We start from the raw sequence: 26284 nt of genomic DNA on the forward strand, positions 1-26284 counted from the left end.
CGGGGTATATAGGCGGTTATGGGAGCCCTCGGGGATGCCTTGAACTGGGCGCGGACGCAGGTCGTCTCGCGAGTGCCCAAGGCTGACCTCGACCAGCGGGACCCTGACTACATCCGCGACCAGCTGCCCGGCACCTGGCTACTGGCGTCACTGTACTTCCGGGCCGATGTGCGAGGCATGGACCGAATTCCGGCCGAGGGCCCGGTGCTGCTGGTCGGCAACCACAGCGGCGGCAACGTGCCACCCGACACGTTCGTGTTCACCCTGGCGTTCTGTTCGTACTTCGGGGTCGAGCGGCCCTTCTATCAATTGGCCCACAACCTGGTGGTGTCGGCGCCGCCGCTGGGCTGGCTGCGCAAGTTCGGCACCGTCGCGGCCAACCACGAAAACGCCCGGCTCGCATTGGATTCCGGGGCCGCGCTGCTGGTCTATCCCGGCGGCGACTACGAAGTCTTCCGCCCGTCCTGGGAGCGCCACCAGGTCGACTTCGGCGGGCGCAAGGGATACGTGCGCCTGGCCCGCGACGCCGGTGTCCCGATCGTGCCGGTGGCCAGCGTCGGCGGCCAGGAGAGCGCGCTGTTCCTGAACCGCGGGCAATGGCTGGCCAAGCTGCTGATGGCCGACAAGCTGCTCCGGCTCAAGAGCATCCCGATCTCGCTGGCCTTGCCGTGGGGTCTCAACATCAGCGACCTGGCCGGTCACATACCGCTGCCCACCAAGATCGTGATCGAAGTGCAGGACCCCATCGAGGTCGACGGGGATGATCAGGCGGTGCACGACAAGGTGATGGAAAGTCTGCAGGGCGGCGTCGACCGTCTGGCCGCCGAACGGCGATTCCCGGTGATCGGCTGATGCGCGTCGAACGCCGGTGCGTGATCCACGCCGACCGCGACGCGGTCTGGAAAATCGTCAGCGACCCAGACTGCTATCCGTCGTTCATGACCAATTTGGAACGCTGGGAGAGCGCAAACGACCAGGCCACCGGCGTTGGTGCCCGATACACCGTGCACTGGAAGATCGGCTCGGTCCCCGTCGGCGGCCTGATCGAGGTGGTGGAGTTCGACGAGGGCCGGGACCTGGCCTGGGTGGGCATCACCGGTGTCACGCTGCGCGGCCGGATCAGGTTGCGCGACGCCGCCGACGGCCGGACGAAGGCGACCTTCCGGCTGTCGTATCAGGCGCCCGGCGGGATATTCGGATACATCGCCGATCGGATCGCGGTTCGTCAGGTGGGACGCAACCTGGCCGACACCTTGAAATGCCTTAAGCGACTTGCCGAATCATGACCGCTTCACCTTCACCCCTTTAGCGGCACGAAGCGCCGCAGCTTTCCGCTGGCCTGGTGCCGCTGCAAGCTGTCGGCCACTTGGATATTGATCGTCGGATTCGCCAACCCGTAGCGGCGCAGCGCGGCGATCAGCGACGCGGTCAATGCCTCCAGTCCTGGGCTGCCGACGACTACGATGTCGGCTCCGGTCGCGGTCTGGGTGACCTGGTATTCCGATATCCGCGGATTGGTACCCAGTACGTGACGAAAAGCGAGGGCGGGCACCGTCGTTTCCCCGTAGCCGAAGTCGTCGTCGCGGCGTCCGCCGATATCGGCGATCCGGATAAAGGAACTGCCGCACGCGCAGCCGCCCTCCAGCGGCAGGACTTGGTCGCCGAGGTCGTACCGGATGAACGGAAACGTCCGGTTGGCCAGCCCGGTGGCCAGCGTCCTCGCGGCTGGCTCACCGGGGCCCACCGGTCTGCCGTTGTCGTCTACACGTTCCAGGACGACCTCGTCCTCGCACACATGCAGTCCGTCGCCATACCCGCAGCCGACGGCCTGCACTCCGATTTCCGTTGAGCCCCAGAGGTTGTGGATGATCGGATGCCACGCGTCGGTTATGGCGGTGCGGTCCTCGTCCAGTAGCGGCTCAGAGTTCGTGCTCACCCGCACCGGGGTGATGCGAAGATCGCCGGCCTGCTGCGCGCGGGCCAGCCGGCCGATCACCGTCGGGTAGCCCACCAAATGGGTCGGCTGGGCGGCCGACACCGCAGCGAGCACTTCGCCGAACGGTGCACCGGCGCCGATCACCACGGTCTGCATGTTCGGGACGGTCGGCACGTCGAATAAGGGCGTGCTGGCATGCGGAGGCACACCGGCCGAAAGCACGGCCAACCGTACGGGGTCGGATGCCGGGCTGCGGCGCTCGTCGCGCGTCTGCGTCCGCCAGGCCAGGCAGGCCGCCGAAATGTAGAAGTGCCAGTCCCACACGTAGACACCGCGCACCCCGCTGGAACCGCCCGAGCTGAACACCTGATGGTCGCCTTCGGTGTATGAAAACCATTGCTGCTCAGCAAGAATGCGCTCGGCGCCGGCGCGGTCGAGATCCGTGCGGGTGACGATGGCGTCCCACTGTTGCTGGGCGTCCTGCTTGGTCATCATCGGTAGCGAGGCCAGATCGGCGATCGACGCGCGCGCCGGGTCGAGGCCGCGCAACCGCCGGGCGTGAAATGGCGAGCGTTGCTTGGCGTAGCCGAGAAAGGCCCGCAGGCGGTGGTTTTGGTAATCCTCGATCTGTTGGCGCGACCAATCCAGTCGGGTCAGGTGATCTTTGAGAGCGGCCTGGACCGCATCGAGGTGCGCTGCCCGCATCCGCTCATAGGCCGCCTGTGGCGTCACGGCTACGAGTTTGACACGTAACCTTCCAGCATGTTGGACCTGTGCACCTGGTCGCCCGTTTCCTGTTGACCGGCGGTCAAGATGAGCAACCGCAACATCAGGATTTTTCAGTGGAATGCCAGCAGGCACAGCCATTTACGTGGAATGCCTTCCCATACCGTAAATCGTTACCCGGTTAGGCCCGGTTAATACGGGTGGATGTGCAGTCGGTCCTCTCGTCACGCCCTGAGGATCATCGGGAACGGACTGCGGTCATCGGGCAGATCACGCGGAAAGCAGGTAGAGACTCCGCCGAGGGTAGGAGGGTAGTCCGGCCGGGACGTCGATTCGATGCTCAGGCTGTATCCGTCAGGGGCGTAACCAAAGCGGTTGGGCTTGTAGAAGCCGTCTCGTTCGTAGACGTGCCAGCCCCAGCTCTTCCAGGTTTCACCGGCTTTGGCAACGAGGGCGGCGAAATCGGTGCCGGGTGGAGGCTTGAGGTCACCGACCGTGGAGAACTCTATCGGTGGTGTGCCGCTGACGACGTCTTTGCATGGGGTCGTTTTGGTGGCGCCGCTGTAGCGGGTGGCGTCAAGGGTGGTTCCCGGGGGGAGCGCCTGCAAGGTCTTTTTGAGGTAGCCGATTACCGTATCTTGGGCCTGCTGTTGGCTTTTGGGGATGACGGGTTGCAGCCTCCATCCCGGTGGCGGTGGTGGTGCTGATTCCATGGGCGGTCCTCCAAGGGGGGTAGCGCCAGTCGGCGTCGGCGGCCCGAGCGGGTTGCTGTGACTGCAGGCACCGACGAACACGACCATCAAGAGAGCACCGAAAATGCGCGCTCCCGGTCGCTGACTGACTTCGTTCATTGGTGCGTGCCGTCCTCCATCATTTGGGGATGGGCTGGGGAGGCGGAACGCCGGCGATGACGGCGCCCATGTTCCGTAGTGCCGGGTTGTCGTAGTCCCAGTAGCTGCTGTGCGCTGCGACGCTTGGGGATAGCCCGAGCGGGTCGCCGCTGGGGCCTGCTGCTGCAAACATGTGCAGTCGGTCCTCTCGTCACGCCCTGAGGATCATCGGGAACGGACTGCGGTCATCAGGCAGATCACGCGGAAAGCACGGCGAAATGCCTTGAAGGCCGGGGGGATAGTCGGGCTTGTACCGCGCGATGATCTGCAGGACGTAACCGTCCGGTGAGTACCCAAAGCGGTTCGGTTTGTAGAAGGCGTCCCGTTCGTAGACGTACCAGCCCCAGCTTTTCCAGATGTCGCCAGCTTTGGCGACGATGCTGTTCGTGTCGGTGCCCGGCGGAAGTGTCATGTCGCCGTTGGTTGCTAATTCCATCGGCGAGTTGGCGACATCCTTGCACGGGGCGACGGTGGCACCGCTGCTGTAACGGCTGGCGTCAAGGGTTGTTCCAGGCGGTAGCGCCTGCAGGGTCTTTCTCAGGTAGCCGATAACCGTATCTTGGGCCTGCTGTTGGCTTTTAGGGATCACGGGTTGCAGCTTCCATCCCGGTGGCGGCGGGGGTCGTGATTCCATGGGTGGTCCTCCAAGCGGTGTGGCGCCGGTTGGTGTCTGCGGCCCGAGGGGGCGTTCGTGACTGCAGGCACCGACGAACACGAGCATGAGGAGAGCACTGAAAATACGCACTCGCGGTCGCTGGCTGAGATGGCTCACTGGTGCGTGACGTCCTTTATCAGTTGGGGATGGGCTGGGGAGGCGGAACGCCGGCGATGACGGCGCCCATGTTCAGCAGTCCGGGGTTTCCTTCACTCCAGTAGCTGCTGTGGGCCGCGACGCTGGGCGTCAGCCCAATCGGGTCGCTGCTGGGGCCTGGCGCCGCGAATAACCGTGTGCTTCCAAACTCCTGGGCGGCCGGGTCATGACCGAGCGTCAGGTCGGTCACTACGTCGATGATGTCGTTGCGTGCCCTCATACCGTATACGGTGGCACCGGGATCAAGGCTTAAGTCGCTGGCGTCGTGAGAGAGCATCCCAGGGCTACCGACCGCGATGACGTTGTTGGCGTCGAGGTGGTGCCCACCGGTTGCGGCCGCACCGACCACGGTCGAGCCGTAGCTATGTCCGATCACGGTGTCGATCGATGGTGCTCCCACGTGGGAGGCTCGCATGCCGCTTTCGAATGAATCGAGAGCCGCCCCGCCGGCCCGGGCGCGATCGGGGGATGCCGCCTCGAAAAGGTCCATCGGACGGTCGTAACCCATCCAGGTCGTCACCGCGACATCACCGGGTTTCAGGTCGGGGTTCGCGGCGAGCGTTGCGTTGTACATGCGCAGGGACTTTAGGTCGCTGCCCTCCAAGGTGGGCAGGTCTTGGCCGGTGCCCGGGACAAAGAGGGCATTCCGCGTAGCGTAGTCGGGGTTCCCGATCGCGACCGCGGCGTGACCTTTGTCGTCAATAAGGCCAAGATACCGGGGTACACCATCCTTGCGGTTCAAGTCGGCCTGCACTGCCTTATAGCCGTCAAGGCTATGCCGGGCCGCCAGCAGTTGGGGCGCAAGGGAATTGAATTCGTTGGTCGTCGCTGCGCTGTGGTCGCCCATATAGATCTGGCGTGCCAGCGCGTCGACGCGCTGCTGCAGACTGTCGACGTTAGCTTGTGCCTGTTGCTGAAGTTCTGGAAGATATAGCCGGTTGTAGTGGTCTTTGCCCAAGTGGTCGGGCGGGTCCCACGGCATCCCGGGATGGTTGCCGATGTTGTGGTCTTGGCTATACAGCCAGTCCTTTTCCTCCGGGGTGAGCTTGTTCCACAGGTCGGTGAACTGATTGGGGTCCTCCGGCATCGGCTTTGACAACGCCTGCTGAATGTCTGGCCGATTGTCATGGGGCCCTGGGGGAATAGGCGCGTCGCCATCGGCCATATTGATCGCCGTAGCCAACTCCTCGTCTACTGCGTTGGCCTCGGCCACAATGGCAGTCAAACGCGCCTGCAATGCCGCGCGCTCTTCCTGAATCTTCGCCCAGTCCGCGGCGCTATATCGCGCTCTGGGAATGGCGAGCACTTGGTTGCTCGGGGGCTCAATTTCCATCTCCGCGGCGGTGACATCTGCCCGCAACTTCGCCAGGTCGGCTTTGACCTTGTCGATGTCGTCGGCGGCTTTGCCCGCTGCCCGTGCGACTGCCAGCGCCTCATTGCCGTGGTCGTCAAGGTATTGGCGAATCGTCGCGTTTTAGTGCGCGGCGGCATCATGGGCTGCGCCCTGCCAGGCCGTGAATATCGACAGCGACGACAATTCGCGAGAAGCCCCAGTAGCGGCCTGCGATCGGGCGGTGGCCGCGTGAAATACCTCGCGCACTGCCTCGGCGTTCCACCGATCGATGTCGGCCACCGATAGGGTCATGCCTCAGTGCTTTAGCGAAGCCCGGCTATCGGCTGCGACAGCCACGTCTGCGAGCGCTTGCGCGCGTTGCGCCTCGGCGGCCGCGTACTGTGCGGCGGCATCTTGTAGCGCGAATCCGTGATCTGCGACCCCGCCAATCAAGGCCTGCGATGCTGTTAGCCAGCGGGCAATCCTGGCGTTGAGCACCATCGCCGATGCGCCGGCCCATCCGTATTGGGCTGCCTCGACGCGATTGTCGGCGGACAGAAACGCTGTCGCCAAATCCTCGGCCTGTCCGCTCACGTGCCGTCCCGAGGACATCAACTGCTCCAAATCAACGTCAAGCACTGTCATCCCCTTCCTGGCGGGTGACAACACTACTACCACCTATCTCCGTGCAAGGTTCACCTGAAAGATCGCCGCGGAGGACGGTTACTGCCGCTCGCTCGTCCAGTAACCGGTCGATCAGCACCGTGCTCGGCGTGCAGTTCATCCCGTCGGTTATCGCCGACCGGGTTGATTGGACGTGAGGGGCCCGGTGATCAGGTCCAGTGCGATCTGCGGTTCTCCGGGCAGGTATTGCCCGACCACGGCGGGCTGTTGTGCTCGTTTCCGGTTTTGGCGATGGTCGCCGCTTTGATGATCCCCTCGTGAGTCACAGGGGAGCTGCTGGCCGAATTGTGGCAGCTGCTGTCCGGTGGCACCGGCGCAGTCCCGCGAACAGTGTTGTGGGACAAAGACTCCGGCATCGGCCAGCGCGGCCCCCAGATCCGGCAAACTGTTGGCCACATCAACGGTGTGACATAGCGCGTTGACATCGGCCCGCGGTTGGAGCGCTCAGACGAGGCCCGTCGCATCAAAAACCCAGCTAGTGTCCCCACTCGCCAGGTTCTCGAAATGACTGGGCGGGGCGAAGCTGACGAGGGTGTTCATGTCCCAATAGTCTTTCCAGACAGCAATTTTCCCGTCGACAACCCGGTGAACGGTGACGAACCGCAGCACTCCGCACTCCCCGGTCGCGAACGTCCAGGTCTCGGAGTGCTCGTACATGACATCAGAACCGTCGGCCAGCAACGTGCCGTCATGGTTCTCATATCCCGCCAGCGGCGCCAAACCGATCTTGAGGCGTTTGACGATGTTTTCCGGACCACGCGCGGACACCGCCGGCACCGGCATATCGACGTAGAGGCAGTCCTCTGACAAGAACGTCTTGACCGCATCCCAGTCCCGTCGTGAAAGTGCCTGCCACATTCCCAATACGACGTCTTGGGCCGAGATCATAGAAACGTCTGTCATAACCGTCAATTAACCCGCTTACCGGTGGGGTGTCAACCACAGCTTTGGCGCGCATACTCGCCAACGTGACTTCGCTGCAGCGCTACCTAGCCGAAGAGATCGCGTCCGATCACGTCGACGGCTTGCTGACCAGACGCGAAGCCATGCGGCGGTTGGCCTTGCTCGGCATGGGTGCGGCAGCCGCGAGCGCCCTGATCGCGGCCTGCTCCAAGCCGCAACAACAGGGGCAGGAGTCGACATCTGCGAGCGCCACGAGCTCGGACACTGCCCCCGGCTCAGCGCAGCCACCTGGCATGGCGGGCGCCCTGCCCACCTCGCCGATCACCTGGCCCGGACCGCAGGGGCCACTACAAGCGGCGTGGGCTCAAGCCGCTAATTCCAAAGGCGCCGTGCTGGTAGTCCATGAGAACAAGGGCTTGAACGACTGGGTGCGGTCGGTTGCCGGCCGGTTGGCTGGGGCCGGTTATTCGGCCATGGCCATCGACTTGCTCTCGGAGAAAGGGGGAACCGCAGCCTTTCAAGATCCCGCCGCAGCCACCGCCGCACTGAGCACAATTTCGCCAGAACAGTTCGTTCATGACCTCAATTCCGGTGTGGCCCAATTGAAGCTGCGGGCACCGGGGCAGAGGGTCGGGGTGGTCGGCTTCTGCTTCGGCGGGGGATTGGTCTGGCAACTGCTGGCCGCCGGCTCGCTGGGTGTGTCGGCCGCAGTCCCGTTTTACGGACCGCTTCCCGACAACCCCGACTTCGCCGGGTCCAAGGCCGCCGTGCTGGGAATCTATGGCGCCCTGGACAGTCGTGTCACGGCGTCGCAGACCGCGGCCAAGGCGGCGCTGCAGCGCGCCAACCTGGTCAACGAACTGGTCGTCGAACCCGACGCCGACCACGCCTTCTTCAACGACACCGGCCCGCGCTACAACCCGGTCGCGGCGTCCGACGCCTGGCAACGGCTGTTGGACTGGTTCGGCCGGTACCTGGGCTGAGTACGATCAATCGTGCAAACAAATCCCGAACCTGTATCGCGGCAACGGCTCGGCACGGTCAAAGCAAGCCCGGTCAAGGCAACCGCCGTGGTGGTAGGCGCACTGGGTGTGGTGTTCGGCGACATCGGCACCAGTCCCATCTACACGATCCAAACCGTCTTCAACCCCGATGACCCGCACCCGGTGCCCATCAGCACCGACAACGTGTACGGCGTCGTGTCGTTGATCTTCTGGTCGGTGATGCTGATCGTGACGCTGACCTACGTCAGCCTGGTGATGCGAGCCGACAACCACGGCGAGGGCGGCATCATGGCGCTCATCACGCTGCTGGGGCGTTGGACCACGCGCCGTGCGGTCATGGCCCTGAGCGCCTTGGGCCTGTTTGGCGCGGCGCTGTTCTTCGGCGACAGCATGATCACCCCCGCCATCTCGGTGCTCTCGGCGGTCGAAGGCGTCAAGGTCATCGAGCCGCAACTCGCTACCTGGGTCGTGCCGATCACCGCGGTGATCATCATTGCCCTGTTTGCCGTGCAGCGGCACGGGACCGGCGCCGTCGGGCGCCTCTTCGGGCCGGTGATGATCGCTTGGTTTGCCGCGATCGGTGCGTGCGGAGTGGCGGGAATCGTCGACCACCCAGAGATCCTCAAGGCGCTCTCACCGGTGTATGCGGCGAAGTTCATGATGGGGCACTTCCACTTCGCGTTCTTTTCACTTGCCGCAGTTGTGCTTTCGGTGACCGGCGCCGAGGCTTTGTATGCCGACATGGGGCACTTCGGCCGGCGCGCCATCACCTGGGGCTGGCTGTCGTTCGTGCTGCCGGGGTGTGCCCTCAACTACCTCGGCCAGGGCGCGCTGCTGCTCGGTGACGCCCGAGCCGTCAGCGCGCCCTTCTTCTTGCTCATTCCGGACTGGGCGCGGTTGCCGATGGTGCTACTGGCCACGGCCGCGACCGTGATCGCCTCGCAGGCCGTGATCACTGGTGCGTTCTCGGTGGCGTCCCAGGCCGCTCAACTTGGTTATCTGCCACGACTGCGAATAGCCCATACGTCGGAGTCGACGATCGGCCAAATCTATGTTCCGTGGATCAACGGCCTGTTGCTGGTCTCGGTGCTGACTCTGGTGTTTGCGTTCCGCAGCTCGGCTGCATTGGCTTTCGCATTCGGGATGGCGGTCACCGGCACGATCACGATAACCACGCTGCTGTTCCTATACATCGCCCGTACCCGTTGGGGAACACCTCTGTGGCTGATCGTGATAGGCGGCGGGGCTCTGCTGTTGATCGACCTGATGTTCCTGGCGGCTAACCTGACCAAACTGGTGCACGGGGCCTGGCTGCCGCTGCTGATCGCCGTAATCGCCTTCACCGTGATGACCACCTGGCAACGCGGACGCGAAATTGTCACCCACGCAAGGGAAGAGGCCGAAGGGCCGCTTCGCGAATTCGTCGATAGCCTCGCCACGGGCAAGCCGCCGGTTACGCGCGTTCCCGGGACGGCAATTTTCCTCAACCGAGGCAAACAGACCGCGCCGCTGGCCATGCGCGCCAATGTCGAACACAATCGAGTGCTGCACGAGCAGGTGGTGATCATGGCGATCGATACGCTTCCAGTGCCGCGAGTGCCCGAGTCCGAGCGGACCGAAGTTGACGCGCTCGGCTACGCCAAGGACGGCATCATCCACTTGACCGCACACTTCGGATACATGGAAACGCCGAATGTCACTGCTGCGCTTCGGCTCCTCGATCCGGCCCAAACCGAGGGACCGATCGCCGTGGAGGAAGCTTCCTACTTCCTCTCGAAGCTCGAGCTGATCAAGGGCACGGCACCAACCATGGCGGCATGGCGCAAGCGTCTTTTCATTGCGACCTCATACAGCACCGCCGACGCGGCCGAATACTTTGGGCTGCCACTGGACCGTACTGTGATCATCGGTGCGCGTATCGAAGTCTGACGCCATCGGGCACCGACCGCCAGCTGCAGTGCCCCCAGCGGCTTTTCACACTATCGGTGAGCCCACAAATAGCCGCTTAAGAGCTGATAAAAATTCGGAGCATACGCTCCTTTTTGGATGCTCATCTGGGTACACTGTCAGCCACGAGCACCACGACAGGCGGATTCGGGGACAGTGACAACATCTAACACAAGTGTGGTGGCCGATTCGTGCCGCTACGAGCTCGGTCTCAGCGAGAATCCCTTTCCCCCTTTGCCATCGGTGCGCTGCGCCATCGATGAGGCCATGGACCGCGCGAACCGATACCCGGAATTCTTGCCGCAGCGGCTCGCCCAGATCATCGCCAATCACATTGACGTGCGCCAGGATCAGGTCATAGTCGGGGCCGGGGCCACCGGTGTGGCCATGCAGATTGTCGATTCGGTCTCCCGCCGCGGTGACGAGATGATCTATGCGACACCGACATTCGACGGTTACTCGATCATCTCTCGCATTGTGGGAACCACACCGGTTACGGTGCCTCTCGACGCATCGGGCCGGCAGGACCTCTCCGCCATGGCGGCCGCACAAACCAGTCAAACCGGCGTGATCGTCGTGTGCCGGCCGCACAACCCAACCGGAACCATCGTCGATTCGGCTGAACTCCAAGACTTCTTTAACCGCGTCTCCCGGCATGTCACCGTCATTTTGGACGAGGCGTACGTGGAATTTCTGGACGGCGAGGATAGGATCGACGCTCGCGGCATCGTCGCCAAATATCCCAACGTCGTTGTGCTGCGCACGTTTTCCAAGGCGTACGGGCTCGCCGGTCTCAGAATCGGCTATGCGTTCGCCGCCGCGGAGTTGGCGGCCCGGGTGCGTGCCCGACAAGTGCCGTTCGCGTTGGGAGTGATCGCCGAAGCCGCGGTGCAGGCGTCCTACCGCGCCGAGAGCGAGTTGACCGCGCGGGTCAGGACGATCGTCAAAGAGCGGGACGAACTTCGAAACGCATTGGTGGAAAGCGGGATTCCAGTACCGCGAAGCCACGCGAATTTCCTTTACCTGCCGTGCGCCGGCGTGGCAGAAGTCCTGTCCCGCGCCAACATCGGCGTCAAGGCCTACCGGGATGGCGCTGCCCGACTGGCGATCGGCGACCGCCCCGCCATGCGAGCGGTGCTGCGCGCATTACGGATACGCTAGCCGCTGCCGATCTTTTCCCGCTTGTCCAGTATTTCCAGGAGGCCGCCGGCCCGCCAGATCCGCTGCACGAAGGCACCGGGTGGTTCCAGCGCGATGTGATCGTCGGCATCGGTGTGCAGCGTCCACGTGTCGAAGTCCAATTCGATACGCTGGCCGGCTTTGATGCGATGCCGGTCCGCTGGATCGGCGAAGCTCACGCAGGGCAGCGCATTGTTGGTGGCGCTGCGGTAGAAGATGCGGGCGAAGTCGACCGCCACGATCGCGGCTATGCGATTGAGCAGCAGACTTTGTATCGACGTTTCACGGCTCGACCCGCAGCCGAAGTTGCGCCCGCCAATGATCATGTCTCCCGGCACAATTGCCGGCTGCAGCTCGGGATTGAACTCATGGAAAAGTCCGCGCTTGACGACCTCGCGGTCCAGGCTGAAGAACGACGGCGGGTGGATGACGTCGGTGTTGACGTCGTCGCCGAAAACCCACGCGCGTCCGCGCACCGGGTGCAATGGATTCAATTCTTTCATTGGACCGGACCTCCCATGTAACCGTGCAACGCCGCCAGCGCTACTGTTCGCGGGCTGGCCAGGTAAGTGCGACTGTCCCAATGCCCCATCCGTCCCCGAAAGTTGCGGTTCGACGTCGACACGCACACGTCCTGCGCCCCGAGCACACCCTTGTCGATTCCGCCGCACGGACCACAGCTTGATTGGTTGAACAAGGCGCCGGCTTCGGTCAGCGTTTCGACGTACCCCAGCTTCAGCGCCTGTTTGAATACCTCGACCGAGGCGGGAATGACGACGAACCGCACCCGATCGTCGATCTGGCGGTCGCGCAGTACCTCGGCGGCCACCTTGATGTCGGAAAGCCGGCCGCTACTGCAGGACCCGAGGAAGGCCATGGTGACCGGCGTGCGCTCCAACGAGTCGACCGGAATGACGTTCGCCGGCGACCACGGCTTGGCCACCATCGGACGCAAACGGGTGAGATCAACCTCGATCTCCCGCTCGTACCCGGCGTCGGCATCGGGACGCGTTACCGTGCTCGGCGGCGCACCGTCGCGCTGCTCCAGGTAATCGAGCGTCACCTCGTCGGGCACGAAAACGCCGAATTTAGCGCCCATTTCGACGGCCATGTTGGCGATCGCGAATCGCTCGTCCTGAGCCAGCTTCGGTTCGGCGTGGTCGTGGAATTCCAGGGCACGATACCGGCCCCCGTGCTCGCCGAGCTCGGCCAGCAGGTGCAGAACGATGTCTCGCCCATTGCAGCTAGCGGGAAGTTCGCCGCGGAAAGTGATTTTGATGCTGCTCGGCGCTCGCATCCACGTAGTGCCGGTGGCTAGGGCGAACAGAATGTCGGTGGAGCCCATCCCCGTGGCGCAGGCACCCACACCGCCGGCCATGATGGTGTGGCTGTCGGCGCCGACGATCAGGCTGCCCGGCTGGCAAAGCCGATTCTCGACCAGCAACTGATGGCATATTCCCTTGTCCACCAACAGATTTCCCACCCCGTGGCGACGTGAGAAGTCGATGAATCGCCGGGAGATGTCGGCGCGGTCGGCGGTAGCCGGGGGAGAGAAGTGGTCGTTGGTGAAGATCACCCGGGTGGGATCCCAAATCTCAAGGCCCCGTTGTTCGAACCGCTCCATCAGCAGCCCGATGGTGGCGTCGTGGCCGAGCAGCGCATCGACGCGAACCTGCTGGACGGCGGCCGACGGCTCGTAGTCAACGGCGTGCGCGCGCAGAACTTTGTCGCTGATCGAGTGGCCCATGTCAGTCCATCGCCGGTTGACCGGAAGTGCCCAGCAGCTGCACCAGCTCGGCGGAACTGACCCCGGAAAGGTGTTCTGCGTAGAAGCGCCGGTGCAGCTCGAACAGTTGCCGGTGGGCGGTCTTCGTCGCGTGCGCGTAACGGCTCTTCACCGTGGCGAGCAACCGGGTCACCGTGTTGTCGTCGGCGTCGCGACCGGCTTGGTTGAGCAGGACCCGCACCAGCGCACGGCCGGAATGCTTGCCCAAGACGAACTCCGTCGAGCGGCCCACTCCGCCGGACGGTAGGTATTCATAGCTGTCTTCGCTTTTGAGCATGGCATCGACGTGTACTCCGGATTCGTGCCGGAACACATTGAGCCCGGTGACCGGTTTGATGAAGCTGGTGTGCACGCCCGAGTGGCGTTCCACTAGCTCGGCCAGGTTCTGCAGCTCGGTGAGCTTGACCCCATGCCGGCGGCCGTGCAGATAACTGAGGCCGACGGCGACCTCGGCCAGATCGGCGTTGCCGGCTCGCTCACCTAAGCCATTGACAGTGCACGTCAGACTCGTGGCGCCGGCGGCAACGGCAGCCAAGGTGTTGGCGGTAGCCAACCCAAAGTCGTTGTGGCAGTGGGGGCAGATCGCGATCGTCGACCCGAACGCGTCCCGAAGCAGCCGCACGAGGCTGGTCATTGATTCCGGTGTCGCACAGCCGACACTGTCGGCCGGGATCATTCGTCGCACGGTCAAGCCGTCGTCGGCGATCCGTTCGCCCACCTTGATCAAGAAGGTCGGATCGGCGCGCGTCGCATCCTCGAATACGATGTTGAGCCCCATGCCGCGGCCGGCGACCTCTTCGGCGCCACTTCGGAGCAGGTCGACCGCAGCGGACCGGTCCATCCCCAGCGTCTTCTCGATGCGGGCATCGCTGGTCGGCATGAACAGAAACACTTCGTCGGCGTGCGCTCGCTCGGCCGCGGCGATGTCACCGGCAAACGGGCGCGCGGTTGCCCCGATCGTCGCGTTGACGCCACGATGGCGAAGCTCCTGCAGCGCCTCGATCTCGGTGGCGTCACTGGCCGGGAATCCGGCGTCGAGCATGTCGACACCGGCCGCGTCGAGGGCCATTCCGATTTCCACCTTTTCGGCGATCGAGAAGCCGACACCGGGCGCCTGCTCACCGTCGCGCAACGTGCAGTCGATGATCTCGACGCGGTCCCTGTCTGCGGTCATCGAAGTGCCTTCCTAATACTCGATGGTTGCCCACGGATGCATCTCGGCGTCGCACCAGACGACGAGCTCGGCCACACACGCGCGGCCGTCGTGCTTCCAGATCAAACTCGGGTCGGGCATGCGCCCGGGCGCACACAGACGAGTGGCACCTAGGCAAGCCAGAGCTGGTGCGAGAGTTCGCATTTCGCTGTCGACGGCCCCGACGGCCACGTTCTGCAGGTAACTTCCGTACGGGCGAAGCGCGTCGAGCATCTGGTCCACGCCGGGCACCGCAACGATCTGCAGTGTCCGATCGCCACCGGCCGAGTCGGCCAGCGTGTCATCGACGGATACCAGGCAATCCGCCGACGTCCAGACGCGCCGTCGCGCAGACTGCGCCGCCCAGTATTGGCGATCCACCCAGCGCATCCGGCGCGCGGCTAGCGCGGCGCTGTCCGGGCGGCCCAGGGGACACGTTGCCGCATAGCGCCGCATCGCCTGCGCCACCGACTCGGCGAACAGGGTGCCCGCCTCGATGCCGCCTTCGACGAGATAGGCCTGCGCCGCGATGCACGCGTGCTGATCGAACATCGAGGCGTCGCGCGCCACTTGCTCGGCGGTTTCGGCTATCCCTTTGGTCGCCAGGTATTCACGGGTCAGCAGGCCCACCGAAAACTTGTGGTTGTGCGCGATGAACCGCTGATCGAGTCGCATGCGCGCGTGAATGGCCGCACACGACTCGTCGCCGCCGTAGGCGATGACGGTGTCGGCTTCGGCCAGCACCGCATCCCGCACGGCCGTTTCCGTCTGGTCCCAGTAGGTGACGACGACCGCTTCGCCGAACAGTGGCTGCAGCTGCGCCAGGGTCTCGACGAATTGCGCGGCAAAGGTGGGTTCACTGCTTGCGACCTTGACCACCGAGGCCGACTTCACCAGCAGCGCGCGCACCACGCTCAGTGCCGGCAGGCCGGGCACGTTCCCAGTCATGACGTGACAGGTCAGGCTCGGGCCCACGGCCATCGTCCGGCCGCCGAGATCGCCATCGAGGCAAAAGTCGTCCAGCACTTGCGGATTGCCCAACTCGCGCCGCAGCACTGCCCACAGTGACGCGGCCCGATAGTTGCGCAGCTCGACGTCGAAGCTGCGTTCGACCGTCTCGACCGAAAGTCCCGTCGCCGCGGCGACGGCGTCCCGGGTGGCGCGCCGGACGGGCCACTCGCGATCGCACCATTGGCTGGCGACGGCGTCGATCGCCTCGACAATGCTGGTGATCTCGAGGGTCCGAAGATTCGTGGTGGCCGCGCGCAGTCGCCGCCCGACTTCGGGCCACGCGGTCAGCCGCGGACGGTCCACGGCATATCCGCGCTCATGATGGGGGATACGCACACGTTCGATGTCGGGTGCGGCCAGCCACGCCGGAAGATGTGAGATCACCGATGTCGTAGCAAGCGTGGCCGTTTCAGACATGCGCGGCCTGCCGGGCGGTGAGAGCATCGAGGCTCACCGAACAGCCACGGGTGCTGTTGCGCTGCACCCGGCCGACGATCGCGGCCCCTTCCGGTGCGGCGATCGCCAGGTCGCCGGTCAACAGTGCCGGCGGCCGGTCCAGTACGCACAGATCGATCACTTCGAGCAATCCGAGGCCGTCGTCGACGGGGTTCATCGTTTCGGCATCGCGGACGCGAAGCTGAACGTAGGGCTGGCCGCCTTTGATCCGTTCGCCCAGTGGGCCGATCGAGGCGTCGCCGCGGTCGTAGAGCTGGCTGGCCAACTCGGTCATGCCGAAGAGATTCACAAAACGGCCCGCCGGGATTCCGAACACATCGGTCAGACTCGCCCGCAGCGCGTCGACGTGCAGCGGCGCGGACTGTCGTTTGAACCCGCCGGCATCGACCACCCTCGAGCCCGTCGGTAGCACGAAAGACTTTGCGCGCGTGGTGAAGTGCTCGCATACGTTGGCGAACGCCGACGAACCGCCGATAAGCACGGCCGGCTGACCGAAGTCGCACACCCGCTCGATTGCGGTATCCAGCCGCTCGTAATCCACCCCGTGGGCGCCGACGACCACCTCGCTCAACTCCGGGTCGCCGAGCTCGGAGGCGATGAGTTCCATGCCGTAGGCCATCACCATCGTCGGCGCGCTGGCGGCCGGTGGAACGAATCGGATGACGGCCGGCTGCGACAAACCGGCCATGACGTGCCTGCGGGCGTTGTCCAGGATGGACATCCGCATCAATTCCATGCCGCATGCCGAGTAGCCGACTCGGCCAGGTGCGGCACCGGAGGTACCGCTGGTGTGAAACTGCCGCACCGGCGGTTGATCCGGAAACAAATATGGCGCTGATTGCTTGAACGCGGTGTCCGGGATGGGGTGGCCGAACCGGGTGCTGCGCCAATACTCGGCGATCAATGGGGAATTGGCCGCGGCCAAGGCGAACGACCGATCGAGGATCGAGTCGACCTCGATATCCTCACCGAGGATAAGACACGCGATGTCGTCGACTAATTGCGCGACAAATCGCCCATGGTACGGGTACACCCCCGAAACCCCTTCTGGTGTACAGCAATTCACAGTATTTTGAGCTGCCCACCAGCCCGCCATGCCTGGGCCGACAACGTCGGCGACACGACTTTAACAAACTTGGAGCAAGTGTTCCACCCCTTCTTTTACGCGGTCGCCGACGAATTCGGCTCATCGAAAATCGACCGAAATTTCTGCTGCCATTCGGCCGCGTGGACCGCCTTGATGCGGTCTGGCACATACAGCAGGTGCTGGCGGTCGTCGAGGGACTGCGGCGTCGCTGTACCGTCGCCCAGTATCTGCGGCGCGGCCGCGTCCGGCCGGGCGGGTATCGCGCCCAGCAATCGGCACCAATGCTCTTGCACCGGCCGGCTCAGCGCGAAATCGATGTAGCGGCGGGCCCACTCGGCCAGCTGCGGCGGCAGCCCGCGCGGCATCCACAAGCAGTCCATGGTGTCGGGCACACCTTCGGCCGGGGCAACCCAACCGACGTCCATGCCCGCATGCTGGAATCCAATTGCGTTGGGAAGGGCCCGAAAACACAAGTCGAGGCGCCCCGCGCGCAAATGTTCGGCCAGTTGTCCGCTGTAATCCATCGCCGAAATCTGCGGCCGCATGGCGCGCAGAAAATCCCAGCACGGCTCCATGTGCTCAGGTATGTCGTCGACTGCGCCGCCGCCGAGAACCTGCGCCACGGCGTGGATGCCGTTGCCGTCCGGATACAACGCGATCCGGCCGCGGTGTCGCGGGTCGAGCAGCACGTCCCAGGACTCCGGCCCGCGGCCGCCGAACACCGCCCGCTGAAATACCAGGACATAGATCACCGAATAGACCATCGCCAATGGCCACCCGTCAAACCCGTCGAGCTTGGCCCGCGGATGCAAACTCAGCAGGTTGGGTACCTGCTCGGGCGTCAGGGGATCACACCAGCCGTCGTGGGCGGCGCGCATCGCGGCGACCGCGTTCGTCCACGCGACGCCGCACGGTGGACGCACCCCGGCACGCACGGCCGTGGCCAGCTGATCGGGCACCGCCAGGCCTACGTATTTCTGGTGACGTACCGCGATCCCGGTCGCCGCTTCGAAAGGATCCGACACCGCGCTTCGAAGGGCGCTGTCCCACGGCCCGCCCCACGACATGACCACAAGTTCATGATCGGGCGCTTCGGATTCCGGCACCCGCGCACCTTATCGCGGCACCGGGCCGGCCGGTTACGACGTGACCATCGACCGGGCCGTACCCAGGGTCACCGGCAGGCTTGACCACCCGCGCAGCACCCGAGTCTCGCGGCGGCTGCCGGCACCCGCGGCCCGCACATCGGGGAAACGCTCGAAGAACGTACGCAGCCCGACTTCGCCCTCGGAACGGGCAAGAGCGGCACCCAGGCAGAAATGCCGGCCGGTGGAGAACGCGAGATGCCTTCCGGCATTAGGCCTTTCGATGTCGAACCGGTGCGGATCGGGGAAAATGGCCGGATCGCGGTTGGCCGCGGCCAGGTAGATCACCACCAACTCGCCACGCTTTACCATGGTGCCCGCGATCTCGATATCCTTGCGGGCCACCCGGCCACTGATCTGGACCGGCGAATCCAGCCGGAGAATCTCCTCCACCGCATTCGGCCACAGCTCGGGGCGCTCCCGCAACTTCTCCAGTTGCTCAGGCGCATCGAGCAACATGCGAATCCCGTTGCCCAGCAGGTTCACTGTGGTTTCAAAGCCGGCGACCAATACCAATCCGGCGATCGCCTGCAGTTCGAACTCGTCGAGATGTGTGTCCGGATCACCACTTTCGGCCGTCCGGATCAACTGGCTCATAAGGTCGTCACCGGGAGTCCGCCGCAATTGCGCCAGATGGTCTATGAGCCATGAGTGAAACCCGGCGATGCCGCGTTGCACTCGCTGGTATTGCCAATAGGACACCCCGATGTCCAGACTCGGTGCTCCCAGCTCACCGAATTCCAGGACGCGCCGCCGGTCGTGGTCGGGTACTCCCAAGATGTCGCTGATGACCGCGATGGGGAGTTGGGAGCAATAGCGCCCGACAACGTCGACAACGCCGGGCTGATCGGCGAGGCGATCCAGCAGGCTGATCGCTGTCTCTTCGACCCGATCACGTAGCGCGGCAACCGCACGCGAGGTGAAGACCGCCGAGACCGTCTTGCGGTAGCGAGTGTGATCGGGTGGCTCCACCGCCAGCAGCGAAGGCGGCCGTAGCGGATGAAGCAAATGGTCGCGGGTGCGACGCTCGAGCCAGCGCACCGGCGCCGGCAGCGTCTCGCCCAGGGAGATGACGCGAAAATCGTCCGACCGCAACAGGTCATGCGCGAGCCGGTAATCGGCGGTCAGGTAGTTGACGCGGGTCCCAACCAAGCGACCATGCCGTCGCACCTCGTCGAAAAAGGGCACCGGATCAACGGCGACGGCCGGGTCGGCGAACAGCTTGGCCTGCATGTCACCTCGCCGCCTCGCGAAGGCGGCCAGGCCTCGGATCACCCCGTGCATGGCAAACCAATGCAGTTTGTCCCTCACCACACCTCCCTGGGGGACAGGCCGGATATGTCCGGCGCTATCAGCATTCGGCGACGATCTTGAAGTCGGTCGTCACGACCTTGTTTGGATTGCTGTTGCTGATCCCGTAGGCGCTTCCGGTGATCGTGTACGTGCGATTGGCCAGGTCGACATGCGCGTCGCCGACCCCGCCCTCCCAGAAGCTGCCGTTGAACCCGTCGACGTTGCGGATCTTCACCCACTGCGGGATCACCCGGTCACCACTGATCAGGACTACCGCCTGCACCTGGCCGTCGCGGTCACGGATGTCGATGGTCCGGTAGGACTGGTCCTGACTGCACGCCGGAGGACGGGTCGTGTGGGTAGCGCCGTCGATGGTCAGACGGGCGGCTTTACGGGGCACCGTCTGGGCATCCGCACATCCCGCGACGCCGGCGACAACCGTCAATGCGACCCCTGCCACCGTGACGAAGCGATTCCGCACCGGCCACCTCCCAGTTAGCGCCTGAGCATTGTGCACGAAACTTTACTGCCGATTCGGGTCCATGGCGGGAAGTGATTTGGCAATGCGACTGCGAACGAATTCCGGACTGATCGCCTTGAGCCGGTCGATCCACCGAATGCCTTGCGGCACATACCAATGCAGCCGGGTCGGGTGCTGATAAGCCTGCCATGCCGCCTCGGCGACGCTGGCGGCGGGCATGAGCCGGAACATGCCCTTTTTGGGTGCGGCAGCGCGAATCTGTTCGGCCGTAGCGGTCGCACCCCCGTTCGAGTGGTCGGGCGTAGTGGTCAGGATCGCGGTGTCGATCAGCCCGGGCAGCACATCGGCGACCCGTACCCCGTGCCGCTGCCACTCGATGCTCAGCGCCTCGGTCAGCCCCTTGACCGCGTGCTTGGTGGCCGAGTAGACCGCGAGACGCGGCATTCCATAGGTGCCTGAGGACGACGACGTGGAGAACATCAGACTTCCCGGTGCCTTCTTCAGGTAGGGCAGCGCGCCATACGCACCGGTCAGCACCGCTTTGAAGTTCACCTCGACGACGCGCATGGCGGCGTCGTACGGCACGTCCTCGAACCAGCCACCCTGGCCGACGCCGGCGTTGTTCCACATCATGTCGAGGCCGCCACCGGCATGACCCGAGCAAAAGTCAGCCAAAGCGGCATCGAGCGCGGTCTTGTCGGTCACGTCGACAACGCGGGTCCACACCCCGGGGCCTAGCTGCGCGCGCAGGGACGCGAGCCCTTCCTCGTCGCGGTCCACCGCGCCGACCCGCCAGCCCTTGGCGTGGAACAGTTTTGCGCCTTCACGGCCCATCCCGCTGCCGGCACCGGTGATGAATATCGTCTTCATCGATCTGGCCGAGCCGCCCCTCAGCCTGCTTCGACCACATCTTTGATGCGCTGCAGCGTCTTCGTCATGTCTCTGATGTTGCGGCGTTTACGTAAGAAGCCTCCTAACACCCAGTAGACGTTGAGCAACGGCGACGGCGCGAGCTGAAACGACTCGGTCACGTCGGTGCCGTCGCCGGCCGGTGCCAACTGGTAGTGCCAGTTGTTCACCGGCCGATCGCCGACCAGTACAGCAAATCCAAACTCGCGGCCGGGCTCGCATGCGGTGACTTCGCAGGTGGTCCAGTAGACCGGGCCGATCTCGTTGCGCCGGACGTGCCCGCGGAAGCGGGCACCCAGCTCGGGACCGGTCGCATCGCCGAGCCACTCGGCTTCGAACGTTTCCGGTGAGAACCGTCCGGTATTTCGAATATCTGCGATTAATTGCCAGATCGTGTCTGGTTGCGCGGCCATATGAACCGTTGCTGAACCCTGCATAGGGGGATCCAAACATGTTCACTGTAACGAAACCAGGCCACGCGCCGATATTCACTGACTGGGCATGAATATCCCGATAATCTGAGTCACCGCCTGCTGCAGCGGACGCATCTCCTTGGGCAGCACCACCGGGACGGGCGGCAGGCCGCCGGCGGTGGCGCACTTCGGCCACGCAGCGGGTCCCTGGCCGGCCAGGACGCGGTTGGCGACGGCGATTTGCTGCTGCTTAGAGGCATTTGCGGGGTTTCCGACGCCACCGTAGTCCTCCCACGTGGCTTGCTTGAACTGCAGACCGCCGTAGGCTCCGTTGCCAGTGTTGGCGCTCCAGTTGCCGCCGGATTCGCACTGTGCGACGGCCTCCCAGTTCATCAGATCGGCGTGGGCGACCCCCGGTGAAAAGCCGGTGGTTAGCGACATCGAGGCCGCGAGGAAACCCGCCGCCGCAGCGGACTTGATGAGGGGCTTGCCGATGTTCGTCATGACCGGCATTTCGGCGGCCTTAGCCAAAGCGTTACCGATTAGAGAAAATTAAGAAATTGGAAATCCACCTCTCCGAGATTGGCGCGAACGCCTTTCAGTTGGATGCAACGGGCCCGCGGCGCAGCCCGGAAGCAGCAGCTGACCATGGCTTCTCTGGCCCGTTGTCACAGGTCGCCGAAGCCGCACACGTGCACGCGTTTCGCAGCCCGAGAGCTCGAGCCTAAGGCGCGAGCGGGGAGGCCAGCAAACTCCAATCGATCACATTTTGAGAGAAACTCTTAGCATTCGCGGCGTCGAGCGCCGGGGCTGATTTCGCCTTGCCGACCAGCGCGGGGCTAGCGGATGCGGCCGGTGGTCACCCCGGATTTGTCCCCGATCGGCGCCATAACCAATCAATCGATTTGCTTATCTAATGGGCAGACTCCCGCAGCCCGACGGTTTAGGCCGGCAGCGCGTCAGCGGCTGTTGGCGTTGACAGTGGCGATCGCGTCGATTACGGCGTCCGGATTTTCCAGGGCGACAAACGTTTTCGCGCCGGGGACCTCGATCATCCTGGCGTTCGGGAAAAGCGCCGCCATCCGTCGCGCAAGGGACGGGGTGAAGCAGCGGTCGCCCATTCCCCAGACCAGCGTGACCGGCTTGCTGAATTGCGGAAACCGCGTTGCCGCGTCCGTGAGATCGGTGGCCGCGACGTGTCGCAGCAGGGTCGCGAGGTTGCGGCGGATGCGCACGTCGTCCCGACAGGGCCGAATCCACGAGGCGGTCAGTTGCGCGTCTGGCTTGCTGAGCAGCAGGCCGTAGCCCAGCGCCGAGTGCCGCATCGGCGTCCATCGCAGCATCGAGAACAGCGCCTTGATGGATGTGGGACCACGCAGCAGGGCGAAGAGAAGGGTGAAGGGAAACGGCGGGAACGTGTCGAATGCGTCGCAGTTGGTCAGCACCAAGCGACCGATGCGGTCGGGATAGGCGTCGATGACGAGCTGGCACAGCCCTCCGCCGGTGTCATTGCCGACCAGGGTCACGTCGGAGAGGTCCAGGGCCACCATGAATTCGTGGATCAGCGCGGCGATTCGGCGCGGCGAAAGTTCGGGGCCGTCCTCGACGGGAATGGTGTGCGAACCCAGCGGCCAGGTCGGCAGAATGCAGCGAAACCCTTTCTGAGCAAGGCCTTCCGCCACTCGCTCCCACAGGCGTTCGTCGGCGAGGATGCCGTGGACGAACAGCACCGGAGGGTGTGACGAGTCCTGCGGACCCAACACCCGGTAATTGATCGTTGCGTGCCTCAGCGCGACCTGTGCCATCTCAGCTATCCTTTACCTGAACTTACAAACTCACAGTACGCAAGTTACGTACAGTGTGCACGAAAGTCAATGGTGGACTCGGTGGCAGGTCCGGCAGTTGGTCCATACGGAACGAAAGTCGTTCTGCGACAACACTTTCAGAATGACCTGGGCGATGACGCGGCGTGAGGTCGGGAAGGTGACTTGGCTGCGCAGGCCGGGAGCCCGGCCGGTGCTTGCCGTTGCTCTCGCCACCTCACTGCTACTCGGTATCGCGGTGCTGCTGACCGAGACGCTGCATTCTTCGGCGGCCGACGCCCTCGAGCATCCCGCCCATCCGGCCTCCGACGAGCAGACCCAAGCCCAGGTTGTCGACTCGGCCAGGCAGATCGTCGCCGTCGCCGGACTGCGGACCACGACGGCGGGCTATCTGTTCATGTCGTGTAAGGACCAGGACGGTCCGCCCTACCAGGGCGCGGTTCATCTGACCTTCGCTCTGCCGGCCGATGCACGCACCGACGCCTACTTCGGCGAGCTGGCCGCCACACTGGTCAGCAACGGCTGGGCGGAGGGTTCGCCACCAAACCAGCACATGTTCGGCAGGACGCTGGTCAAAGGCGCCGTCACGGCGGTCGTCTACCGCCGTTTCGAGGAGCCGAAGGTGGGGGAGATGCGCGTCTACGGGCAGTGCCGGAACATGAATGATCACCGCAACGACCCGTCTGCCTGGATCGACATCACCAGCCAGTTCACCAGTACCCGCTAAATACGCAACTGCGCTTGACGGCCCATCAATCGGCCCGTCAAGCGCAGTTGCGGTAGTGCAGTGTGGGGTAGGCCCGTCAGCGAGCGCCGAGGGCGCCCTGCAGGTCGCCCTTCATCGCGTTGAGCTGAGCACCCCAGTACTCCCAGCTGTGCGTGCCGTCGGACTGGAAGTTGAAGACGGCGTTGTGACCGCCCGCGGCGTTGTAGGCGTCCTGGAACTTCAGGTTGCTGCTGCGGACGAAGTTCTCCAGGAACTCGGCGGGCAGGTTGGCGCCACCCAGTTCGGAGGGCTTGCCGTTACCGCAGTAGACCCACAGCCGCGTGTTGTTGGCGACCAGCTCGGGGATGTGCAGCGACGGGTCGTTGCGCGCCCACGCCGGGTCGCTGGAGGGACCCCACATGTCGGCGGCCTTGAAGCCGCCGGCGTCACCCATCGCAAGTCCGATCAGGCTGGGGCCCATTCCCTGCGAGGGGTCCATCAAAGCCGACAGCGAGCCGGCGTAGATGAACTGCTGCGGGTGGTAGACGGCGAGAATCAGAGCCGACGAGCCGGCCATCGAGATGCCGACCGCGGCGCTGCCGGTGGGCTTGACGCTGCGGTTCGCCGACAACCACTGCGGCAGCTCGCTGGTGAGGAACGTTTCCCACTTGTAGGTCTGGCAGCCGGCCTTACCGCAGGCCGGGGCATACCAATCACTGTAGAAGCTGGATTGTCCGCCGACCGGCATGATGACCGACAGGCCGGACTGGTAGTACCACTCGAACGCGGGGGTGTTGATGTCCCAGCCGTTGTAGTCGTCCTGGGCGCGCAGGCCGTCGAGCAGGTAGACGGCGGGGGAGTTGTCGCCGCCGCTTTGGAACTGGACCTTGATGCTGCGGCCCATTGACGGTGACGGCACCTGCAGGTACTCGACCGGCAAACCTGGCCGGGAGAATGCTCCCGCGGTCGCGGCTCCGCCAGCGAGTCCGACCAGACCCGGCAGGGTTGCAGCCGCAGCCGCGCCGACCAATAGTCGGCGTCCCCAGGCCCTTAGCTTCCCGCTCACCACTGTCATACCTGTGCCCCTTAGTTCCTTATGTGGTCATGCTCCCGGCAGAACTTACCGCGTGAATAGGCCAAATGTCGATCGGGACGCAATCACGTTTCAGTTCGATATCGGTTTCCGCCGCGAGCCCAGCAACTGTGTTATGTGAGCCCGCGACGGTTAACCGCATTCGTTATAACCCCCGCCCGCCACCGATAAACGGCGCACACGCCGCCGTTATGCACGCGTTATGCATCGTTATGCATTTGGAACCGGGGGATAAGCGACGCCGGCGGCGTCTTACACGGGCGTAACTAAGCAAAATCGACGGCCGCGGCCGCCCGGTTGAGGCCGCTCAGCGGCCCCCCGGGTTGGTGCATACTGGGGCAGCCGAACTTGCGCGGACCGCGTAGGCTCGCTCGAAGCAAGCCGATGGAGACGAAGCCATCCCGGGTTATCCCGTCCCGTTCCGGCGCTCACGCACAACGCACCCTGCCCCGTGGTGCTTTATGCATGGGCACCGGATACGTGGCGGTCCGGGACTGATTGAGGTGCGGAAAACTTTGGATACGGTACTTGGGCTATCAATCACGCCGACCACAGTTGGGTGGGTCCTCGCAGAAGGACATGACGCCGACGGCAACATACTCGACCACCACGAGCAGGAACTGCACGGCGGTCGCGGTGCGGGTGCCGTCACCACCGCTGCGCAGATCGCCGCGGAGGTCATGCGGGCCAGTGATATCGCCACCGCGAGCAACCATCGGCTGCGCGTCATCGGTGTGACCTGGAACGACGAAGCATCGGCGCAGGCGGCGCTGCTGCTGGAGGCACTGACCGACGCCGGTTTCGACAACGTCGTGCAGGTTCGGATGCTCGATGCCGTCGAGACCCTGGCGCAGGCCATCGCACCCGTCATCGGCTACGAGCAGACCGCAGTGTGCATTCTTGAGCACGAGTGGGCCACGGTGGTCATGGTCGACACCCACGACGGGGAGACCCAGACGGCCGTTAAGCATGTACGCGGCGGCTTCGAAGGTTTGACGTCCTGGCTTTCCGGAATGTTCGATCGCAACGCGTGGCGCCCCTCCGGCGTGGTGGTGGTCGGTTCCGACCGTGACGTCAGCGACTTTTCCTGGCGGCTGGAACGGGCGCTGCCCGTGCCGGTTTTCGCGCAGACGATGGCGCAGGTGACGGTCGCGCGGGGCGTGGCCCTCGCGGCGGCCCAGAGCACGGAGTTCACCGACGCGCAGCTGGTGGCCGACGCGGCCAAGCCCGTCGTCGCGGCTGACCGGTCGCGGCAGTTGTCCTACACCGGGGCCGCGACCACGCTGGCGGCCGCCGCGGTGACCTTCGTCGCCTCGGTGTCGCTGGCCGTCGGCCTTCAGCTGACTCCGGTGAAAGACACCGCAACGGCGCAACATCCGGTGCACAAGCCCACGCCGCCGATCGCAGAAGCGGTGGCGACCAAGGCCGTGGCGCCGGCCCCGGCCCCGCCGCTGACCCCCGCGGCCGTCTCCCACC

The 26284-nt window shown here is 64.5% G+C and carries 28 protein-coding genes and 1 pseudogene; 8 read left to right on the plus strand and 21 right to left on the minus strand.

Annotated elements, in window-relative coordinates:
- The first annotated feature begins 18 nt into the window (after nt 1-18).
- Both BST12_RS02555 and BST12_RS02560 read left to right on the plus strand, forming a co-directional pair.
- Entirely contained in the window at nt 19-852 is an 834-nt protein-coding gene (locus tag BST12_RS02555) for a lysophospholipid acyltransferase family protein (RefSeq protein WP_083111423.1), read from the plus strand.
- The gene (locus BST12_RS02560) at nt 852-1286 is read left to right on the plus strand and encodes an SRPBCC family protein (protein WP_083111424.1); all 435 of its coding nucleotides are present in this window, start codon (nt 852-854) and stop codon (nt 1284-1286) included. Before BST12_RS02555 ends, BST12_RS02560 begins: the two co-directional genes overlap by 1 nt.
- 11 nt (nt 1287-1297) lie before the next feature.
- On the opposite strand, the gene BST12_RS02565 is transcribed toward BST12_RS02560, so the two are convergent.
- The 7 genes from BST12_RS02565 to BST12_RS02585 all read right to left on the minus strand — a co-directional run bounded on the left by BST12_RS02565 (nt 1298) and on the right by BST12_RS02585 (nt 6335).
- Nucleotides 1298-2641: a phenylacetate--CoA ligase family protein gene (locus BST12_RS02565; protein ID WP_083111471.1), complete on the minus strand. Its 1344-nt coding sequence runs from the start codon at nt 2639-2641 to the stop codon at nt 1298-1300.
- 245 nt (nt 2642-2886) lie between these two features.
- The gene (locus tag BST12_RS02570) at nt 2887-3375 is read right to left on the minus strand and encodes a hypothetical protein (protein ID WP_139801452.1); all 489 of its coding nucleotides are present in this window, start codon (nt 3373-3375) and stop codon (nt 2887-2889) included.
- Between the two features lie 157 nt (nt 3376-3532).
- Nucleotides 3533-3685 carry a hypothetical protein gene (locus BST12_RS31855; RefSeq protein ID WP_170062037.1) on the minus strand — a complete coding sequence of 51 codons (153 nt, stop codon included), beginning with the start codon at nt 3683-3685 and terminating at the stop codon, nt 3533-3535.
- Between the two features lie 18 nt (nt 3686-3703).
- Nucleotides 3704-4141: a hypothetical protein gene (locus tag BST12_RS02575; RefSeq protein WP_245850017.1), complete on the minus strand. Its 438-nt coding sequence runs from the start codon at nt 4139-4141 to the stop codon at nt 3704-3706.
- A 202-nt stretch (nt 4142-4343) separates the two neighbouring features.
- Entirely contained in the window at nt 4344-5696 is a 1353-nt protein-coding gene (locus BST12_RS02580; RefSeq protein ID WP_139801454.1) for an alpha/beta hydrolase, read from the minus strand.
- Between the two features lie 141 nt (nt 5697-5837).
- Nucleotides 5838-6008, minus strand: a complete 171-nt coding sequence (locus BST12_RS31860; RefSeq protein ID WP_170062038.1) for a hypothetical protein — start codon at nt 6006-6008, stop codon at nt 5838-5840.
- A 3-nt stretch (nt 6009-6011) separates the two neighbouring features.
- Nucleotides 6012-6335, minus strand: coding sequence for a WXG100 family type VII secretion target (locus tag BST12_RS02585; protein ID WP_264061189.1), 324 nt, complete (start codon nt 6333-6335; stop codon nt 6012-6014).
- 186 nt (nt 6336-6521) lie between these two features.
- Here BST12_RS02585 and BST12_RS33200 point away from each other — a divergent pair.
- A pseudogene (locus tag BST12_RS33200) lies at nt 6522-6749 on the plus strand (IS21 family transposase); the annotation flags it as partial.
- A gap of 75 nt (nt 6750-6824) precedes the next feature.
- On the opposite strand, the gene BST12_RS02595 reads toward BST12_RS33200, so the two are convergent.
- On the minus strand, nt 6825-7268 hold the full coding sequence (locus BST12_RS02595) for a nuclear transport factor 2 family protein (protein WP_083111430.1): 444 nt from the start codon (nt 7266-7268) through the stop codon (nt 6825-6827).
- An 80-nt stretch (nt 7269-7348) separates the two neighbouring features.
- On the opposite strand from BST12_RS02595, the gene BST12_RS02600 reads away from it, so the two are divergent.
- The 3 genes from BST12_RS02600 (at nt 7349) to BST12_RS02610 (ending at nt 11395) form a co-directional block, all read left to right on the plus strand.
- Nucleotides 7349-8266 (plus strand): dienelactone hydrolase family protein, encoded by a 918-nt coding sequence (locus BST12_RS02600; protein ID WP_083111472.1) that lies wholly within the window; start codon nt 7349-7351, stop codon nt 8264-8266.
- Nucleotides 8267-8353: 87 nt separating this feature from the next.
- On the plus strand, nt 8354-10216 hold the full coding sequence (locus BST12_RS02605; protein WP_372510861.1) for a potassium transporter Kup: 1863 nt from the start codon (nt 8354-8356) through the stop codon (nt 10214-10216).
- A 117-nt stretch (nt 10217-10333) separates the two neighbouring features.
- Nucleotides 10334-11395: an aminotransferase class I/II-fold pyridoxal phosphate-dependent enzyme gene (locus tag BST12_RS02610; protein ID WP_083111432.1), complete on the plus strand. Its 1062-nt coding sequence runs from the start codon at nt 10334-10336 to the stop codon at nt 11393-11395.
- On the opposite strand, the gene BST12_RS02615 is transcribed toward BST12_RS02610, so the two are convergent.
- From BST12_RS02615 to BST12_RS02670, 12 genes are all read right to left on the minus strand, one after another.
- Nucleotides 11392-11916, minus strand: a complete 525-nt coding sequence (locus tag BST12_RS02615; protein WP_083111433.1) for a LeuD/DmdB family oxidoreductase small subunit — start codon at nt 11914-11916, stop codon at nt 11392-11394. The two genes, BST12_RS02610 and BST12_RS02615, sit on opposite strands and share 4 nt — an antisense overlap.
- Nucleotides 11913-13160: a 3-isopropylmalate dehydratase large subunit gene (locus BST12_RS02620; protein WP_083111434.1), complete on the minus strand. Its 1248-nt coding sequence runs from the start codon at nt 13158-13160 to the stop codon at nt 11913-11915. The genes BST12_RS02615 and BST12_RS02620 overlap by 4 nt, the downstream gene beginning before the upstream one ends.
- A gap of 1 nt (nt 13161) precedes the next feature.
- Nucleotides 13162-14373: a LeuA family protein gene (locus tag BST12_RS02625; protein ID WP_083111435.1), complete on the minus strand. Its 1212-nt coding sequence runs from the start codon at nt 14371-14373 to the stop codon at nt 13162-13164.
- A 12-nt stretch (nt 14374-14385) separates the two neighbouring features.
- A complete protein-coding gene (locus BST12_RS02630; RefSeq protein WP_170062039.1) occupies nt 14386-15819 on the minus strand; it encodes an acyl-CoA reductase in 1434 nt (477 codons plus the stop codon).
- Nucleotides 15812-16891: a LuxE/PaaK family acyltransferase gene (locus tag BST12_RS02635; protein WP_170062040.1), complete on the minus strand. Its 1080-nt coding sequence runs from the start codon at nt 16889-16891 to the stop codon at nt 15812-15814. Before BST12_RS02635 ends, BST12_RS02630 begins: the two co-directional genes overlap by 8 nt.
- Nucleotides 16892-17019: 128 nt before the next feature.
- Nucleotides 17020-18051: an ABC transporter substrate-binding protein gene (locus tag BST12_RS02640; protein WP_083111438.1), complete on the minus strand. Its 1032-nt coding sequence runs from the start codon at nt 18049-18051 to the stop codon at nt 17020-17022.
- Between the two features lie 33 nt (nt 18052-18084).
- Nucleotides 18085-19401 carry a cytochrome P450 gene (locus BST12_RS02645; RefSeq protein ID WP_083111473.1) on the minus strand — a complete coding sequence of 439 codons (1317 nt, stop codon included), beginning with the start codon at nt 19399-19401 and terminating at the stop codon, nt 18085-18087.
- A 40-nt stretch (nt 19402-19441) separates the two neighbouring features.
- On the minus strand, nt 19442-19864 hold the full coding sequence (locus tag BST12_RS02650) for a lipoprotein LpqH (RefSeq protein ID WP_083111439.1): 423 nt from the start codon (nt 19862-19864) through the stop codon (nt 19442-19444).
- Between the two features lie 42 nt (nt 19865-19906).
- Nucleotides 19907-20734 carry an SDR family oxidoreductase gene (locus BST12_RS02655; RefSeq protein ID WP_083111440.1) on the minus strand — a complete coding sequence of 276 codons (828 nt, stop codon included), beginning with the start codon at nt 20732-20734 and terminating at the stop codon, nt 19907-19909.
- 20 nt (nt 20735-20754) lie between these two features.
- Nucleotides 20755-21210 (minus strand): SRPBCC family protein, encoded by a 456-nt coding sequence (locus BST12_RS02660; protein ID WP_083111441.1) that lies wholly within the window; start codon nt 21208-21210, stop codon nt 20755-20757.
- Nucleotides 21211-21261: 51 nt separating this feature from the next.
- Nucleotides 21262-21690, minus strand: a complete 429-nt coding sequence (locus BST12_RS02665; RefSeq protein WP_083111474.1) for a transglycosylase family protein — start codon at nt 21688-21690, stop codon at nt 21262-21264.
- 455 nt (nt 21691-22145) lie between these two features.
- Nucleotides 22146-22991, minus strand: a complete 846-nt coding sequence (locus BST12_RS02670; RefSeq protein ID WP_083111442.1) for an alpha/beta fold hydrolase — start codon at nt 22989-22991, stop codon at nt 22146-22148.
- A 142-nt stretch (nt 22992-23133) separates the two neighbouring features.
- On the opposite strand from BST12_RS02670, the gene BST12_RS02675 reads away from it, so the two are divergent.
- On the plus strand, nt 23134-23736 hold the full coding sequence (locus BST12_RS02675; RefSeq protein WP_245850022.1) for a hypothetical protein: 603 nt from the start codon (nt 23134-23136) through the stop codon (nt 23734-23736).
- A gap of 76 nt (nt 23737-23812) precedes the next feature.
- Here the strand turns inward: BST12_RS02675 and ag85B are convergent, their stop codons facing one another.
- Complete coding sequence (ag85B, locus tag BST12_RS02680) at nt 23813-24790, minus strand: diacylglycerol acyltransferase/mycolyltransferase Ag85B (protein WP_083111443.1); 978 nt, start codon at nt 24788-24790, stop codon at nt 23813-23815.
- Between the two features lie 533 nt (nt 24791-25323).
- Between ag85B and BST12_RS02685 the strand changes: the two genes are divergently transcribed.
- Nucleotides 25324-26284: DUF7159 family protein (locus tag BST12_RS02685; RefSeq protein ID WP_083111476.1), on the plus strand; the 961-nt coding region annotated here is incomplete at its 3' end.

This window comes from Mycobacterium angelicum (assembly GCF_002086155.1).
In the GTDB taxonomy this organism is placed as follows: domain Bacteria; phylum Actinomycetota; class Actinomycetes; order Mycobacteriales; family Mycobacteriaceae; genus Mycobacterium; species Mycobacterium angelicum.